This window comes from Gordonia sesuvii, from assembly GCF_036350415.1.
Classification (GTDB): Bacteria; Actinomycetota; Actinomycetes; order Mycobacteriales; family Mycobacteriaceae; genus Gordonia; species Gordonia sesuvii.
The window spans coordinates 239,231-258,483 of record NZ_JAZDUF010000003.1 but is presented as its reverse complement, the minus strand read 5'-3'; the positions used below and the strand labels follow the sequence as shown (position 1 = coordinate 258,483).

Below are 19,253 nucleotides of genomic sequence, written 5' to 3'. Positions count from 1 at the left end.
TCCACCACCTCGGTGTCGACGCGGTGTCATGGCCGGTCCTCGGTGAGGACGTGGTCACCGTGTGGGCCGATCTACACCACGGGAGGCGCCCGGCAATCAGGCCCGAGGCGACGACCGCGCGCGCATGGGCCACGGCGGTGGCCACCCAGACCGAACGTCGCCGTGGCGAGGTGGACTACTGGTCGGACCGCCTCCCGGCGCCGACGAATCTCGGTGCACCGCTGGATGGGTCGCGTGACAACTATGCGACCGTGGGTTCGCTGCGCCACCGCGTGGACTCCGACGTCACCGAGGCGCTGCTGACCGAGGTGCCCGAGGCCTTCCGGGCCAATCTGGACGATGCGCTGCTGGCCGCGCTCGCGCGTGCCGTCCGGTCGTGGCAGGCGGCTCGGGGCATCGTCGACGCAGCACCGGTCGGCATCCTGGTGGAAGGCCACGGTCGCTACGACGAGGTCGTCGCGACCGGACCCGAGCCGAGGTCGGCCGACCTGTCGCGCACGGTCGGGTGGTTCACCACGATCGCTCCGATGCTGCTCGACCCGGGTGCGGACGGTGTGCATGCGGTGAAGGCCGCGAAGGAGGAGCGGCTGGCCCGCCCGGACAGCGGAATCGGCTTCGGACTGCTGCGATTCGGTGGCGACGACCGCCTGGCGGGGCGACCGCTGCCATCGATCGGGTTCAACTTCTTCGGAGCCGGCGGCGCCGCGTCTGCGGCAGCCGGGTTGCCGTTCACGCCGGACACCGATGCTCCGGCGTTGCCGGCCACGGTGTCGGGCGCGATGACGGCGATGAACGTGATCACCGTGAACGTCGGGACCCGGGCAACTGACCGCGGCCGCGAACTGTCCGCGGATTTCCTGTACGCCGGTGAGATCCTGTCCGCCGACGACGTCGAGGACCTGGCGATCCGCTGGTCCGCCGAGCTCGCGGAGATCGTGGGCGCGGTCCGTACGGGCGAGGTCGGGCTGTCGCCGTCCGACGTGCCCGGCACCGATGTGTCCCAATCCGACCTGGACATGCTCGCGGCCCGGTATCCCGGTGCCGACGTGTGGCCGCTGACACCGCTGCAGCTCGGCCTTCGACTGGAGTCCGCGCTCGCCACCGCCGACCACTCCGCGGTCGATGTGTATGTCACCCAAGCAGTTCTGGAACTCGGCGAGGACGTCGACGAGGCTCGACTACGCCGCGCCACGGATGAGTTGTTCGCGCATCACCGGGTGCTGCGTTCCGGTTTCACCGAGACCGACAGCGGGTCGGTGGTCGCCGTCGTGCCGCAGTCGGCCACCGCGCCATGGGAGACGGTCGACCTCCGCGACCTCGACGACGATGCGGCCAACGCGCGCATCGCCGAGATCTGCGAACGCGAACGTGTGACGCCGTTCGACCTCGCGGCACCGCCGCTGGTCCGTTTCGTCCTGGTCCGGCGCGCCACATCAACGAGCCTCGTGGTCACCAACCACCACATCCTCTTCGACGGCTGGTCCGGCCCGCTGGTGCTCGCGGATCTGCTGTCGCTCTACGCTTCCGGGGTCACCTACACCGGCGCGGCCGGGCCGGGCACACCGGACTTCGCCACCCACCTCCGGCGACTCGGGTCGTCCGACGTCGCGGCGGGCGAGGCGGCCTGGGCGGAGATCTTGTCCCCGGTGACGGCGCCGACGCTGGTGGCGCCCGGGGCGAGCGCCACCCCCGGGTTGCTGCCCCGCGACCACATCGTCATGTTGGGCGACGAGCTGTCCGCAGGTGCCGAAGCGCTGGCCCGGTCCAGCGACACCACCGTGGCGACCGTGTTCGGTTTCGCCTGGGCGGTGCTGCTGTCCCGGTTGACGGGTGAACGCGTGGTGACCTTCGGCGAGACGGTGTCGGGACGCCCGGCCGATCTCGACGGCGTCGAGTCCATGGTGGGTCTGTTCATCAACACCGTGCCCGCGGTGTGCGACGTCGACCCCGACGCCGGCGTGCGGCACGTGCTGCGTCGCATCCAGGCCGGCAAGGTCGCCGTTCTCGATCACCAGCACCTGGGATTGCCGCGGCTCACCGCCCTTGCCCACGCCGGGAACGGTCCGCTCTTCGACACGTTGACCGTGCACGAGTCGTATCCAGTGGACACCGACTCCTTCTCCGCCGCAGAAACTCTGGGGCTCGACGTACGGAACGTCGAGTTGCTCGACGCCACTCACTACCCGCTCAACCTGGCGACCTCGCCCGTGGCCGACGGCTTCGCACTGAAACTCAAGTACCTCCCCGGGGCGTTCGGCGTCGACCAGATCGAGGTGTTCGCCACCGCCCTGGTCGAGATCATTCGCTGCGCGGTGGCCGATCCCGACATCCGCACCGCCGACCTCGCGCTGCTGCCCGCCGCGCGATCAGCCGAGCTGACCCCGGTCACGGGTGGCGTCGGCGCAGCCCCCCGACTCCTCGGGGAAGTGTTCGCCGATGTCGTCGCGCGCCATCCCGATCGGCCCGCGGTGCTCGACGCCGGCGGAACGCAACTGTCCTATGCCGAACTCGATGCGCGGTCGAACCGGTTGGCGCGATGGCTCGTCTCTCGCGGGGTCGGTGTCGAGTCGCTCGTGGCGTTGGCGCTGGGCCGGTCGACCGACCTGCTCACCGCCATCTGGGCCGTCGCCAAGACCGGTGCGGGCTACGTGCCGGTGGACCCCGACTACCCGCCGGAGCGGATCGCGCACATCCTCACCGATTCCGGAGTGGCACTGGGACTCACCACCGATCGGTACCTGCCACGACTGTCCGACGACGTCGCCTGGACCGTCGTGGACGCCCCGGCCTTCACCGCGGAGACCTCCGGGCTGGACACCGATGCCCTGGCGCCCGCCGAACGGATCGGCACCCCACACCTCGATGCGATCGCGTATGTGATCTACACGTCGGGTTCGACCGGAACCCCGAAAGGTGTGCCGGTCACCTACCGCGGCGCGTACAACTTCGGTTCGGCCGAGATCGCCCGATTCGACGTGCATCCCCGATCGCGGGTCCTCGGCTTCGCATCGCCGAGCTTCGACGCCTCCGTCCTGGAATGGCTGATGGCGTCCATGTCGGGTGCCGCACTGGTCTACCGGCCCGACGACACCCCGGGCGGCGAGATGCTGGCCGCGTTCATCCGAGAACACCGCATCAGCCACGTGTTCCTGACGCCGACGGTGTTGGCGACCATTGATCCCGCGGACATCCCGGACGTCTCGGTGCTGGGCAGCGGTGGTGAGGCGGTGTCGCAGACGCTCGTCGACCGGTGGGGCCCACGTCTCCGATTCATCAACGCCTACGGCCCATCCGAGGCCTCGGTGGCGGTGACGATGAGCCATCCGCTCCACGCCGGTGCGCGCGTGCACATGGGCGGACCGCTACCCGGTGTCGACCTCGTGGTGCTCGACGACCGCCTGCGGGTGGTCCCGGTGGGTATGGCGGGCGACCTGTACGTGATCGGCGATGCGTTGGCTCGGGGATACCTCGCACGCCCGGCGCTCACCGCGGACCGGTTCGTCGCCGGACCCTACGGGGCACCCGGCGCACGGATGTACCGGACCGGTGACGTGGTGGCGTGGCGGCGGGAAGCGGCGACCGGGGAACTGGTGCTCGACTATGTGGGCCGTAGCGACGATCAGGTCAAACTGCGTGGCCTGCGGATCGAGCTCGGTGAGATCGAAGACGCACTGGCCGCGCATGACTCGGTCGGCACCGCGGTGGTCGTCGGCGTCGGCGGGTCGGTGGCCACCGCACTCGCCGGCTATGTGGTGCCCGCCGTGGCCGGCACCGACATCGATGTCGCCGACCTACGGGCCTTCGTCGCCCGCCGGTTGCCCGCGCACATGGTGCCGGCGAGTGTCACCGTGCTCGACGCGCTGCCGCTGACACCCGTCGGCAAGCTCGACAAGCGTGCCCTGCCCGAACCGGTGATCGAGGCAGCAGGGGAGTACGTCGCACCCGAGGGCTTCGCGGAGCAGACGGTGGCGGCGGTCTTCGCCGAGGTCCTCGATCTCGATCGGGTCGGCGCCACCGGAGGCTTCTTCGACCTGGGCGGCAACTCGTTGTCGGCGACCCGGGTGGCCGCGCGGACCGCCGACGCCCTCGGTGTGGCGGTGTCGGTGCGTGACGTCTTCGACGCACCGACCGTGCGTGAGCTGGCCGCAGCGGTCGGTGGCCGCGGGGCGAGCCTCGAACGGGTCGCCGCGGTGACCCCGCGGCCGGAGCGAATCCCGTTGTCGTTCGCGCAGGCGCGGATGTGGTTCATCAACCAGATGGACACCCACGCACCGACATACAACGTCCCGGCGTTGCTCCGACTGCACGGGGAACTCGACGTCGCGGCATTGCGGGACGCGGTCACCGACGTGGTGATCCGGCACGAGGTGCTGCGCAGCACCTTCCCGGCCGTCGACGGTGTCCCGATGCAGGTGATCGCTTCCGCGGACTCCGTGGCCGACGGGCTCGACTGGGCCGTCGTGGAGACTCCGGGCGACCTGCAGGACGCGGTGGCCACCGGGTTCGACGTGACGACGGATCAGCCGCTGCGCGTCCGGTTGTGGCGCACGAACGAGCGCGAGCACGTCCTCGGTCTCATCGCCCACCACATCGCGGCCGACGGTGAGTCGATGCTGCCGCTGGTCTCGGATCTGGTCACCGCCTACGTCGCACGCAGCAGCGGCGCCCAACCGGGGTTCCGGCCGTTGGATGTGCAATTCGCCGACTACGCGATCTGGCAGCACCGCGTCCTCGGCTCCCCGGACGATCCGGACTCCCTGGTCGGCCGCCAATTGGCCTATTGGACCGAGGAACTCGCGGGACTTCCGGATGCGATCGTCCTGCCCGCCGACCGGCCGCGCCCATCCGTCGCGTCCCACCGGGGTGCCCGGCACTCGTTCGACGTCCCCGCCGACGTCGGCGAACGGGTCGCCGCGGTGGCCGCCGACCACGGCGTGACACCGTTCATGGTGGTGCACGGCGCGGTGGCCGCACTGCTCGCCCGCCTGTCGGCCGGTGACGACATCGCGGTCGCGACCCCGGTCGCCGGTCGCGGTCAAGCGGCCCTCGATCCGCTCGTCGGCATGTTCGTCAACACGTTGGTCCTGCGCACCCGGGTCGAGCTCGGAGAATCGTTCTCCTCGTTGCTCGGTCGTGTCCGCCGGACCGATCTCGATGCCTTCGCCCACGCCGACGTCCCGTTCGAGGCGCTGGTCGAGAAGCTCGACCCCGTGCGGTCGGAGGCGTTCGCCCCGCTGGCCCAGGTGATGCTCTCGTTCGATCCGAGCGCGTCGGTCACCGACGCGGACATCTCGGTGTCGGGGCTCGAGGTGACCGCACTGCCACCGGCCGAGATCCCCGCCCAGCTGGACCTGTCGATCACGGTCGGTTCGGCGGCGCCCGGACACGCGTGGTCCGGTTCGGTCACCTATGCGACCGACCTGTTCGACGAGGCGACCGTCGCGTGGATGGCGGAACTGTTCGTCCGCGTCCTGACCGAGCTCACCGATGTCCCGGCCACCGCCGTCGGGGATGTCGATCTGCTGACCGACGAGACGCGAGCGAAGGTCCTGACTTTCTCCGCCGGTCCGGACGTGGACGTGTCCGATCGGTCGGTCGCCGACGCGGTCGCGGCCCAGGTGGCGGCGACCCCCGACGGGGTGGCACTGATCGACGGCGCGCGATCGGTGACCTACGCCGAGTTCGGTGCGCGCGTCGCGGAGATCGCCCGGCGGCTCATCGCGCTGGGCGTGGGCCCCGGTGGGGCGGTGGGGGTTTCGCTGGAGCGTTCGGTGGACATGGTGGTCGCGATCCACGCGATCGTCGCCGCCGGTGCGCAGTACGTGCCGATCGACCCGACGGCGCCGAGTGATCGGGTGCGCTACATGGTCGACACCGCGGGCGTCGAGATGGTTGTCCTCGGCCCGACGGAACCACCCCGGTGGTGTGACGACGTCGACCTGCGGGTGATTCGGGTGGACACCGCCGCAGACGTCGACCCGGACACAGCGCCGATCAGTGACACCGAACGTGTGGTGGCGCTGCGGCCCGACGACGCGATCTACACACTGTTCACCTCCGGCTCGACCGGACGTCCCAAGGGCGTCGTACTGCCGCACAGCGCGGTGCTCAATCGCTTGCGCTGGGGTCTCGCGGACTATCCGTGGAACGTCGGCGACCGCGTGATCCTCAAGACACCGTTCACGTTCGACGTGTCGGTGCCTGAGCTGTTCGGTCCGCTGATGTCAGGCGCGACCGTAGTGATCGCGCGGCCGGGCGGGCATGCCGATCCCGTCTATCTGGCCGATGTGATCGCCGAGGCCGGCGTCACATCAGCGCATTTCGTGCCGTCCATGCTGTCGGTGTTCCTCGACATCGTCCCGCCGGAACGGTTGGCCGCGCTGGACTCCCTGCGCTGGCTGTTCTCCTCCGGGGAGACGTTCCCGCCGGCCCTGGTCCGTCGTGCCCACGAACTGCTGCCCAGCGCAACGATTCTCAACACCTACGGGCCGACCGAGACCACCGTCGAGATGACCCACGTCGACGTGACCACCGTCGACGGTGAGGTGTCGATCGGTGTGCCGGTGTGGAATACGGGGACGTATGTGTTGGATGGGCGGTTGCGGTTGGTGCCGCCGGGGGTTCCGGGTGAGCTCTACGTCGGTGGGGTGCAGGTGGCGCGGGGGTATGCGACGCGGTCGGGGTTGACTGCGGAGCGGTTTGTGGCGGATCCGTTTGGGGTGGCGGGGTCGCGGTTGTATCGGACGGGGGATTTGGTGCGGTGGGGTGCCGCGGGTGAGATCGAGTATTTGGGGCGTACGGATTTTCAGGTGAAGTTGCGGGGGCAGCGGATCGAGTTGGGTGAGATCGAGACGGTGGTGGCGTCGGTGCCGGGTGTGGTGCATGCGGCGTGTGCGGTGGTGGTGGCGCCGACGGGGGCGCAGCATTTGGTGGCGTATGTGTCGCCGGGGTCGGTGGATGTGTCGGTGGCGCGGGGTGTGGTGGCTGCGGCGTTGCCGGAGTACATGCGTCCGTCGGTGTGGGTGGCGTTGGATGACATCGCGTTGAACAGTTCGGGCAAGTTGGATCGTAAGGCGTTGCCGGAGCCGGTGTTCGAGGCCGACGAGTACGTCGCACCGACCACCGAGAACGAAGAGGTCGTCGCCGCCATCTATGCCGACGTGCTCGGAGTCGACCGGATCGGTGTCACCGACGGGTTCTTCGACCTCGGCGGCAACTCGCTGTCGGCGATGCGCGTCGCCGCCCGGGTGTCTGACCTGCTCGGCGTCGACGTGACCGTGCGCGACCTGTTCGACACCCCGTCCGTGCGTGAACTCGTTGTCGCCCTGTCCGATCGGGACCGCACCGTGGTCCCGTTGACGGCGACACCCCGGCCGTCTCGGATACCCTTGTCGACCGCACAGTCCCGCATGTGGTTCATCAACCGCTTCGACCCCGAGTCGTCGGCGTACAACATCCCGATGGCGTTGGAACTCAGCGGTTCTCTGGACATCACCGCCCTCACCGGGGCGCTCGGGGACGTGATCGAACGCCACGAGGTGCTCCGCACCGTCTACCCGGCCGACGCCGACGGGCCGCACCAGGTGATCCTCGGTGCCGAGCGGGCACGCGCACAGCTCGACTGGGCCGTCGCCGACACCGACGCCGCGCTCTCCGAGTCGGCGACCGGTGGTTTCGACCTCACCACCGACATGCCGATCCGCGGTCGGATTCGACCGCGTGGGGCCACCCGGCACGATCTGGTGCTGACCGTGCACCACATCGCGTTCGACGGCGCGTCGACACCGGTCTTCGTCGCCGATCTGCTGGCCGCTTACCGCGCGCGGGTCGAGGCAACGGCCGCCTTCGATGCGGATCTCGCGGTCCAGTACGCGGATTACGCGCTGTGGCAACGACGGACGCTCGGCACCATCGACGACCCGGCGAGTCCGCTCGGCCGGCAGATGGATCACTGGCGGACACATCTGCGGGCGCTGCCGTCGGTGACCGACCTCCCGATGGACCGTCCGCGACCGGCCGTGCTCGACACCACCGCCGGCACGGTGTCGATCCCGGTCGGTGCTGCGCTGACCCGGCAGATCGAACAGTTCGCCACCACGCATGGCGTGACCGTGTTCATGACATCGCATGCCGCGCTGGCGATGCTGATCGCCCGTCTCGCCGCCACCGACGATGTGGTGATCGGTACCCCCATCGCCGGACGCACCGAGGCGGCCGTCGCCGACCTGGTCGGCATGTTCGTCAACACGCTGGTGCTGCGCACCCATGTCGACCCGGAGGCCACCGTCGCCGATCTCGTGTCGGACGTGCGGACCGTCGACCTCGACGCCTTCGCCAACGCCGATGTCGCGTTCGAGGATCTGATCGAGGAACTGTCGCCGGAGCGGTCCACCGCGTTCGCGCCGCTCGTCCAGATCGCGTTCGCCCATGTCGCGGGGACGCCGGACGCGGGCGCCGTCGAACTGGCCGGCCTGCGGGCGCGACCCCTTGAGCTACCGGATCAGGCGGCCAAGTTCGACCTGACCGTGAGCCTCGTCGACCGGACCTCGCAGAACCCGATGACGCTCGAATTCACCTACGCCCGTTCGTTGTTCGAGGAGTCGACGGTCGTCGGGTTCGCCGACTCGATGCTGCGCCTCCTCGACGAGATGACGGTCCACCCCGACCGCCTCGTCGGCGACCTGGATCTGTTGCCCGCCGACGAGGCCGCCCAGCTGTCACCGGTCACCGGCGGTCCGGGCACCCGACCGCAGTTGCTCGCCGACCTGTTCGCCGACGCGGCGACCCGCTTCACACACCGCACGGCCGTCGTCGACGCTGCCGGCACCACGCTGACCTACGGCGAACTCGAGGCACGGGCGAATCGCCTCGCGCGATGGCTCATCGCGCGAGGTGTGGGTACCGACTCGCTGATCGCCCTGGCGATCGGCCGCTCGGCGGATCTGCTCACCGCGATCTGGGCGGCCGCGAAGGTCGGGGCCGCGCACCTCCCGATCGACCCGGGGTATCCGGTCGATCGGATATCCCACATGCTGACCGACTCCGGGGCCGCGATCGGCCTCACCACGTCGCGCCACCGCGGAACGCTGCCGGACGGTGTGACGTGGTCGGTTCTCGACGATCCCGAGGTCGCCGGCCAACTGGACGCGCTGTCGGCCACGCCGGTGCGAGACGCAGAACTCCGCAGTGGCCTGTCCGTCGATGCCCTGGCGTATGTCATCTACACCTCCGGTTCCACCGGCACACCCAAGGGTGTCGCCGTCACCGGCCGCGGTCTGGTCAATTTCGGGGTGGCCGAGATCGACCGATTCGGTGTGACCGCGGAGTCGAGGGTCCTGGCGTTCGCGTCGCCGAGTTTCGACGCCTCGGTGCTCGAGTGGCTGATGGCCATGGGGTCGGGCGCCACCCTCGTGTACCGTCCGGACACCGCACTCGGCGGCGACGAGCTCGCCGAGTTCATCCGTGCACAACAGATCACACATACCTTCCTGACCCCGACCGTGTTGGCCACCCTGGACCCCGACGCGGTTCTGGGTCTGACCACCCTCGCGGCGGGCGGAGAAGCCGTACCGCAGCGGCTCGTCGACCGGTGGGGTGACCGGGTGGCGTTCTTCAACGCGTACGGCCCCACCGAGACGACCGTCGTCGTGTCGATGAGCCGTTCCCCCTTGCGATCCGGGGAGACGGTGACGTTGGGGGGTGCGATCCCCGGTGTCGGCATGGTCGTGCTGGATTCGCGGCTGCGTGTGGTCCCGGTCGGCGTGCCCGGGGAACTCTACGTCGTCGGCGATGCGCTCGGCCGTGGCTACCTCGGTCGTTCGGCGTTGACCGCCGGCCGATTCGTCGCGAACCCGTTCGACCACGGCGCGAGGATGTATCGGACCGGTGACGTCGTCCGGTGGCGCCGGGACCTCGACGGGCTCCTGGTCCTCGAGTACGAGGGTCGCAGCGACGACCAGGTGAAGCTACGTGGCCTGCGTATCGAACTGGGCGAGATCGAGTCCGTGCTGGCAAGTCATCCGGATGTGGAATCCGCCGTGGTGATCGGCCTGGGCGGATCGGTCGCCACCGCTCTCGCCGGATACGTCGTGACCAGCACGCCGGTCGCCGTCGCGGATCTCCGCGATTTCGTCGCCCACCGGTTGCCGACGCACATGGTGCCCTCGAGCATCACGGTGCTGGAGGAGATGCCGCGCAGCCCGGTCGGGAAGCTCGACCGGCGGGCGTTGCCGGAACCGGTGATCGACGTCGCCGCCGAGTATGTGGCGCCGGCCACCGGGGCCGAGGAACTGATCGCCGCCGTCTTCGCCGATGTGCTGGGCGCAGAACAGGTCAGCGTCATCGACAGCTTCTTCGACGTCGGCGGCAACTCGTTGTCGGCGACCCGGGTGGCGGCGAGGGTGGCTGAACTGCTCGACGCCGACGTCTCGGTGCGCGACGTGTTCGACGCGCCGACGGTCCGGATGCTGGCCGAACGGGTGAGCGGGCGCGGTGCGGGACTGGCGCCGTTGCAGGCCGTACAGCCACGGCCGGAGCACATCCCGCTGTCGTTTGCGCAGAACCGGATGTGGTTCATCAACCAGTTCGATCCGTCGTCGTCGACCTACAACGTGCCTGTGCTGCTGCGTCTTTCCGGTGGTCTCGACGTGGCGGCGTTGCGCGCCGCGGTCGTCGACGTCGTCGCACGACACGAGGTGCTGCGGACCACGTTCCCGGCGGTCGACGGCACACCCCGGCAGGTGATCGGCTCGCCGGAGACGATCGACGATGAACTCGATTGGGCAGTGGTCGATTCGGAGGCGGAGATGGCGGCGGCGGTGGTCGCCGGATTCGACGTGACCCGGCAGCGGCCGCTGCGGGTGCGGGTGCATCAGATCGCCGACGACGACACGCTTCTCGCGGTCGTCGCCCATCACATCGCCGCCGACGGCGAGTCGATGCTGCCGTTGGTGACCGACCTCGTCGCCGCGTACGAGGCCCGGGCTGCGGGTGACGCACCGCGATTCGCGCCGCTCGCAGTGCAGTTCGCCGACTTCGCGATGTGGCAGCACGACGTACTCGGGTCCACCGGCGACACCGACTCGGTGGTCGGCAGGCAGCTCGCCTACTGGCGGGAACAACTCGCCGGACTGCCCGACGTCCTCGAGGTCCCGTCCGACCGGGCCCGTCCCGCGGTGGCGACCAACCGGGGAGCCCAGGTCTCCTACGAGATCCCCGCCGAACTCGCCGACCGGATCGTCGACGTGGCACGGGATCGGGGAGTCACCCCGTTCATCGTCGTGCACACCGCGCTCGCGGTGTTGCTCGCGCGCCTGTCGTCGACCGACGACATCGCCATCGGCACACCGATCGCCGGTCGCGGCCACCGCGACCTCGATCCCCTCGTCGGTATGTTCGTCAACACCCTCGTGCTGCGCACCCGGGTCGACGGGTCGGATAGTTTCGAGCAGTTGCTCGACCGGGTCCGCGCCGACGATCTCGCCGCTTTCGCGAACGCCGACGTCCCGTTCGAAACAGTCGTCGACGACCTCGATCCGGTCCGCTCCGAGGCATTCTCGCCACTGGCACAGGTGACGTTGACGTTCAACCAGTCGGCCGTGGCCGAGCTGTCGACCGGCATCGGACCGGTCGCCGTCGACGGGCTGACGATCTCGCCGGTGGAGGTTCCCGAGACCCCGGCGAAGGTCGACCTGATGTTCGGCGTCGCGACATCCGACGCCGGTCGTGGGTGGTCTGCCCAGATCGTGTACGCCACCGATCTGTTCGACGAATCGTCCATCGTGGCGCTCGCCGATCGGTTCCTCCGGGTTCTCGGCGGCGCCGTCGACGACATGACGTGCCCGGTCGGCGACCTGGACCTCATCTCCGACGACGAGGCGGCCACCCTCGAGGCCCTGCCGGCGCCCGTCGTGCCCGCCGCCCACACCGATCGCACCCTCGTCGAGCTGTTCGCCGAGTCCGTCCGGCTCCACCGGGACGCGGCGGCGGTGAGCGCCGCCGGCGTGACGCTGACCTACGGTGACCTCGACGAACGCTCCGATGCCGTCGCCGCGGCACTGGCGACCCGGGGTGTCGGAGTCGGGGACCTCGTCGGTGTGGCCACCGCCCGGTCGACCGATCTGATGGTCGCGATCCTCGGGGTGCTGAAGTCCGGAGCCGGTTACCTTCCGCTGGACACGACCAACCCGGTCGATCGCCTGAGGTACATCGTCACCGACGCCGCGGTCGGCGTCGTCATCACCGACGCGGACACCGAGGGTCACGAACTGTTCGGCGTGCTGCCGTCCGGCGTGGCCGCAGTGCGGGTCGCCGACCTCCTCGCCGAGGGCGGCACAGCGCCGGGCCGGACGCCGCGTCCCGATTCCCGGGCCTACGTGATCTACACCTCCGGCTCGACCGGCCGTCCCAAGGGGGTGGAGATCACCCACCGCGACGTCGTGACGTTGATGGACACCGCCGCAGGCGATTTCGACTTCCTCGACACCGACGTGTGGACCATGTTCCACTCGTATGCCTTCGATTTCTCCGTCTGGGAGATGTGGGGGCCGTTGCTGTCCGGTGCGCGGCTGGTCATCGTCGACCGTTCGGTGGCCCGCGATCCCGACGCCTTCGTCGAGCTGCTCGCCGACGAGGGGGTCACCGTTCTGAGTCAGACCCCGTCGGCGTTCTATCAGCTGATCGACGCGCGTCGGCGCAACCCTGCGTCGTTGCCGCTGCGCTACATCGTGTTCGGTGGCGAGGCACTGAGCTTCGACCAGGTCCGTCGCTGGTACGACGATCACCCTGGCGGGGACAATCCAGGCGACGCCCCTCGCCTGGTGAACATGTACGGCATCACCGAGACGACGGTGCACGTCAGTTTCCGCCCGCTCGATCCGACGCTGGTCGCCGCCGGCGACGCGTCGCTGATCGGCCGACCGCTGCACTCCCTCGCGATCCACATCCTCGACGACCGACTGCATCCGGTCCCGCCCGGCGTCATCGGTGAGATGTATGTGGTCGGCGGCCAACTGGCGCAGGGCTATCTGGGCCGGCCGGAACTCTCCGCGACGCGTTTCGTCGCCAATCCGTCCGGACCCGACGGCACGCGGATGTATCGCACCGGCGACCTGGCCCGTCGCGTCGGCGACGACATCGAATACCTCGGCCGTGGCGATGCGCAGGTGCAGCTGCGCGGCTTCCGCATCGAGTACGGCGAGATCGAGGCGGCGCTGCTCGCCGTCGACGGCGTGACCGCGGCCGCGGCGAACGTCACCGAGATTGCCGGACGCGGTGAGCAACTCGTCGGCTATGTGGTCTCCGACGCCGACGGCGTTGTGGATGCGCAGCAGGTCAGGGATGCCGTCGCGCGGGCGGTGCCGGGCTACATGGTGCCGAGCGTCATCATCGGTGTGGACCGGCTCCCGTTGACGGCGAACGGGAAACTGGATCGCAAGGCGCTGCCGGTCCCCGAGATCGAGGGTCCCGGCGACGACTACGTCCCACCCGCCTCGTCGACCGAAGAACTGCTCGCCGCCGTGGTGGCCGGTGTCCTCGGCGTCGATCGCGTCAGTGTGGTGGACTCGTTCTTCGCGCTCGGCGGCGATTCCATCCTCTCCATCCAGTTGTCGTCGGCGGCCCGCGCGGCCGGTCTCGCTGTGTCCCCGCGAGAGGTGTTCGAGCACAAGACGGTTCGGGCGATGGCCCGTGCCGTCGCATCCGGTGACGGGTCGCCGGAGTTGCTCGCCGAGGCCTCCGGTGGCGGCGTCGGTGCGGTGGCGATCCCGCCGGTGGCCGGCTGGATGCTGGAATTGTCCGACGGGCCGGCTGATTTCGCCGACTTCTCGCAATCCACGGTGCTGATCGCACCGGACGGGCTCACACCGGCGGACCTGACCCAGGTGCTGAAGGCGGTCGTCGACGCCCATCCCATGCTCGCGGCGCGACTCGAGCTGACCGATGGCGTCTGGAGCCATGTCGCCGGGGTCGGCACAGGTGCCGTGGTGTCCGAGTTGGCCACCGATGCCGAGGTCGGCTCGGTGGATTTCGACGCCGCCCTCGTCGACGCGCACACCGCCGCACTCGGACAGCTCGACCCGGCGGTCGGGGCGTTGGTGTCCGCGGTTCTCGTGAGCGGTGCCGGGGTGAACGAGGCTGGGGTGAACGAGGCTGGGGTGAACGAGGCTGGGGTGAACGGTGCCGGGCTGCGCAGGGCGCGGGTCGTTCTCGCGATCCATCACCTCGCGGTCGACGCGGTGTCGTGGCCGATCCTCGTCGAGGACATGGTGACCGTGTGGGGGCAACTCAGTTCCGGCCAGCCCGTGGCGGTGCGTTCGGAGGTCACGAGCGCACGTGCATGGCATCAGGCGATGGTCGCCCGCACGGAGGTCCATCTCGACGAGGCCGACCATTGGCTCGCACGCGTGGGCCGACCGCCCACCGACTTCGGGGCGCCGTTCGACCGGAATCGAGACCGGTTCTCCGATGTCGCCTCGCTGCGCGTCGAGATCGGCCCGCACATCACCGAAGCGTTGCTGACAGAGGTGCCGGAGGCATTCGGCGGCCACGTCAACGACGCCCTCCTCGCCGCCCTCGGCCGTGCGGTGCGCGGCTGGCAGCGTTCGCGCGGCATCACCGACACCGAGCCGGTCTCGGTGCTGGTGGAAGGGCACGGTCGTTACGACGAGGTGCTCGGCCGGGGCGCGAATCCACGGTCGGCGGACCTGTCCCGAACCGTCGGCTGGTTCACCACGATCGCGCCCACGCTGGTGGACCCGTCCGGCGACACCGTCCACACCCTGAAGGCCGTGAAAGAGGAACGTCTCGGCACCCCGGAACGGGGAATCGGTTTCGGTCTGCTGCGATTCGGTGGGGCACAGGACGGGGTGCCGGCCGGGGCACAGGACGGGGTTCCGGATGGTACGGGGTCGCGGCTGGCCGGATGCCGGTTGCCGTCGATCGGATTCAACTTCTTCGGCGCCGGCGGCCGCAACGCCGGTGACGCGGTGGTGCTGCCGTTCATGGTCGATACCACCGCACCCTCGTTGCCGGCGACGGTGTCGGGTGCGATGACCGCCATGAACGTGCTGACCCTCAACGCGGGCACCGTGCCCTCCGGCGACGGTCGTGCCCTCACCGCGGATCTCCTGTACGCACAAGGGGTTCTCGACGCGGCGGACGTGGTCGACATCGGTCGCCGGTGGCAGGAGGAACTCGCCGCGGTCGTCGACCTCGTGACGTCGGGCACCGACCTCGGGCTCTCCCCGTCGGATGTGCCCGGCACCGGTATCACCCAGCAGGAGCTGGACGAGATCGCCCGCCGCGCACCGGGAGCCGACGTCTGGCCACTCACTCCGCTGCAGCAGGGTCTGCACTTCGAGTACGAACGGGCGTCGGCGTCCGGCGGCGCGTCGGTGGACGTCTATGTCGTGCAGGCGGTTCTCGAACTCGGCGGGGTCATCGACCTCGATCGGCTCCGGACCGCGGCGCAGGCGCTGTTCGGTCATCACCGGGCACTGCGATCCGGGTTCGAACGCACCGCCGGTGGTGCCGTCGTCGGCGTCGTGCCGGAATCGGTCGACGTGCCATGGCAGGTGATCGAGCTCGGCGACGGCGGGTCGGTGGCCACCGGTGTCCGCGCGGTCGCCGACGATCAGCGTCGGATCCCGTTCGACCTGGCCCGGCCGCCCCTCATCAGGTTCGCGGTGATCCGGCACGGCGCCACCGCGCACCTCGTGGTGACCAACCACCACATCCTGCTCGACGGATGGTCGGGACCGTTGGTGCTGGCCGACCTGCTGGCACTGTACGCATCCGGGACCACGTACACCGGTCAGATCGGCAGTAGTACAGCAGATTTCGCCGATCACGTGAAGAGGATCGCGGTTGCCGAACACGCTGCCGGCGTGCAGGCGTGGCGAGAAGTCCTCGCGCCGGTGGAAGGGCCGACACTGGTGGCGCCCGGCGTCACCGCGACGACCGGGGCGATGCCCCGCGACCTCACACTCGAACTCGACGCGGACCTCACCGCGGCGATCGAGGCCGTCGGCCGCACCACGGGCGCCACGGTGGCCACGGTCCTGCAGTTCGCCTGGGCGGTGCTGTTGTCGCGCTTGACCGGCACCCGGGTGGTGACCTTCGCCGAGACGGTCTCGGGTCGCCCTGCCGACCTCGACGGTGTCGAATCGATGGTGGGCCTGTTCATCAACACCCTGCCGGCCGTGATCGACGTCGACCCCGATGCGCCGATCTCCGATGTGCTGGCCCGTGTGCAGGAGTCCAAGGTGTCGGTGCTCGACCACCAGCATCTGTCGCTTCCCGAGTTGATGCCCCTCGCCGACACCGGCGGTGCCGGCCCGCTGTTCGACACCCTGACGGTGCACGAGTCCTATCCGGTGGACACCGAGTCACTGTCCACCACCGATGCCGCACTCACCGGCGGGCTGGAGATCCTCGACTACGACGGCGCCGACGCGACCCACTATCCGCTGAACATGGCCACCGCGCCCATGAACGGTGGTCGAATGTCGGTGACGCTCAAGTACCTTCCGGACGCGTTCGACGCCGAGCAGGTGGCGGTGTTCGGGGCGGCTCTGGTGCAGATCCTGCGGACCGTCGCCGACCGGCCGGGCACCGTCACCGCCGACATCGCGTTGTCGTCGTCGGATCTGGCCGCCGAGCTGACGCCGGTGTCCGGCGGTGACGGTGTGGCGCCGCGGCTCCTGGCTGACATGTTCGCCGACGTGGCGGCACGATGCGGTGATCGGGTGGCGGTCGTCGACGGCACGGGGGCGTCGGTTACCTATGCCGAACTCGACGCGCGGTCCAATCGCCTGGCACGCTGGTTGATCTCGCGAGGTCTCGGCGTGGAATCGTTGGTGGCGTTGGCGATCGGCCGGTCGGTGGAGTTGTTGACCGCGATCTGGGCGGTGGCCAAGACCGGTGCCGGTTACGTGCCGATCGATCCGGACTATCCCGCGGAGCGGGTCCGCAACATGGTGGCGGACTCCGGGGCCGTCCTGGGCCTCACCGTCGGTGCCGTCGATCTGCCGGCCGAACGGTTCGACTGGGTTCACCTCGATGACGACACGGTCGCCGACGCGGTGGATGCGTTGCCGCACAACGCCGTGGCCATTGACGAGCGACACGGCGTGGTCCGGCCGGAGAACGTGGCCTACGTGATCTACACCTCGGGATCGACGGGTCGGCCCAAGGGCGTGTCGGTCACCCACACCGGACTGGCCAACTTCGCCGAGCAGGAGACGAGGCGGTTGCGGGTCGGCGACGCGCCGGTTGTCCTCGGCTTCGCGTCACCGAGTTTCGACGCCTCCGTCCTGGAGTATCTGCTCGCCACGCGAAACGGCGGCACGTTGGCATATCGGCCGTCGGATGCGGTGGGTGGCACCGCATTGCAGGACTTCATGCGAACCCATCGGGTGACCCACACCTTCCTGACGCCGACGGTGCTGACCACCCTCGACCCGGCGGAGCTGCCCGATCTGGAAGCGCTCGCGGCGGGTGGCGAGGCGGTGCCCGGCCTGCTCGTCGACGAGTGGTCGCCGCACACCCGCATCCACAACCTGTACGGGCCGACCGAGACGACCATCGGCATCACGATCAGCGAGCCCATGACCGCCGGGGAGCCGGTGCGGTTGGGGGCACCGTTGGCCGGGGTCGGTCTGCAGGTGCTCGACGACCGGTTGCGGCCCGTTCCCCAGGGTGTGCCGGGCGAGTTGTACGTGACCGGCGGTGCGCAGTCGCGCGGCTACCTGGACCGCCCGGGGCTGACCTCGAACCGATTCGTCGCGAATCCGTATGGCGTTGCCGGGCAACGGATGTACCGCACGGGCGATGTGGTGCGGTGGCGCCGCGGCACTCTCGGAGAGCTGGTACTCGAGTACTCCGGCCGCACTGATGATCAGGTGAAGTTGCGTGGTCTTCGGATCGAACTCGGTGAGATCGAAGCCGTTCTCGCCGCGCATCCCGCCGTCGAGTCGGCAGTGGTCATCGGGGTCGGTGGGTCGGTGGCGACCGCCCTCGCCGGCTACATCGTGGCCGATGCGAGTACAGATCTCGGCGACGTCCGCGACCACGTCGCGCGAAGCCTCCCGTCGCACATGGTGCCCGCGAGCCTCACCGTCCTCGACTCGTTGCCGCTCACGCCGGTCGGCAAGCTCGACAAGCGGGCGCTGCCCGAGCCGGTCATCGACGCGGGCGCCGACCACGTCGACCCGGCGACCGAGACAGAGGTGGCGGTGACGGCGGTCTTCGCCGATGTGCTCTACACCGAACGGGTCGGCGCCACCCAGAGCTTCTTCGACCTCGGCGGCAATTCGCTGTCGGCGACGCGGGTGCTCGCGGGACTGCGCGAGCGCGGCTACGAGGTCGAACTCGGGTGGTTGTTCGACGACCCCACGCCGCGCGGGTTGGCCACGCGGATCGATGCGGGCGCCGCCACCGGCGGCCGGGTGCTGATCACGCTGAACGCGGCCGGGTCGCAGCCCCCATTGTTCTGCATCCATCCGGCCGGCGGGCTCGCCTGGTTCTACGGCGGGTTCGTGCCCTATCTGGGCGACCGCCCCGTCTACGGCCTGCAAGACCCGCACGTGGTGGCCGGCGAGCCGAGCGCCGGGTCGGTCGAGGAGATGGCCGCCCGCTATCTGGACGAGATCCGCCAGGTCTCCCCGCACGGTCCGTATCACCTGCTCGGCTGGTCGCTGGGCGGGTACATCGCCTACGCGATCGCGACCGCTCTGCGCGCCGACGGCGAGGAGGTCGCCTTCCTCGGCGTCATGGATTCATCTCCGATCCCGCCGCAGGCGGCGGACGGAACCGGTGGCGTCGCACCGCCGGGGGTCGCGCTCGGCGGCGACTACGTCGGGGACTTCCTCGGCGGGTGGCGTGACCTGTTCGACCTCGACGACGACGTCCACGCCGATTCGGCCGAGGAGGTCGCCGCCATCGTCCGTGAACAGATCGCGTCGATGGGTCTGCTGGACGCGGGTCAGGTGCAGGGCGTCATGGACAGTTTCGCGATGGGGGAGACCTTGGTGGCCGACTTCCGTCCGGAGCCGTTCGACGGTTCCCTGCTCGTGTTCACCGCGACCCGGGACAAGGCCGACCCGAGTGCGGTCGCCCGAGGCTGGGCACCCTACGTGCGCGGCGACATCACGAACGTCGACGTCGAATCCGACCATCTCGGTCTCGCGAACGCCCCGGCGCTCGAGGTCATCGGCCCCGAGCTCCGGCGGAGGTTGCCTGGCCGCGACAGATGA

At 69.7% G+C, this 19,253-nt stretch carries 1 protein-coding gene (cut by a window edge); it reads left to right on the top strand.

The window, feature by feature from the left end:
• A protein-coding gene (locus VZC37_RS12035) for a non-ribosomal peptide synthase/polyketide synthase (protein ID WP_330432732.1) crosses the window boundary here: on the top strand, positions 1–19,253 show its 3' portion. 5,746 nt of this gene lie to the left of the window's left edge; only the last 19,253 of its 24,999 coding nucleotides appear in the window; the start codon falls outside the window, past its left edge; its stop codon occupies positions 19,251–19,253.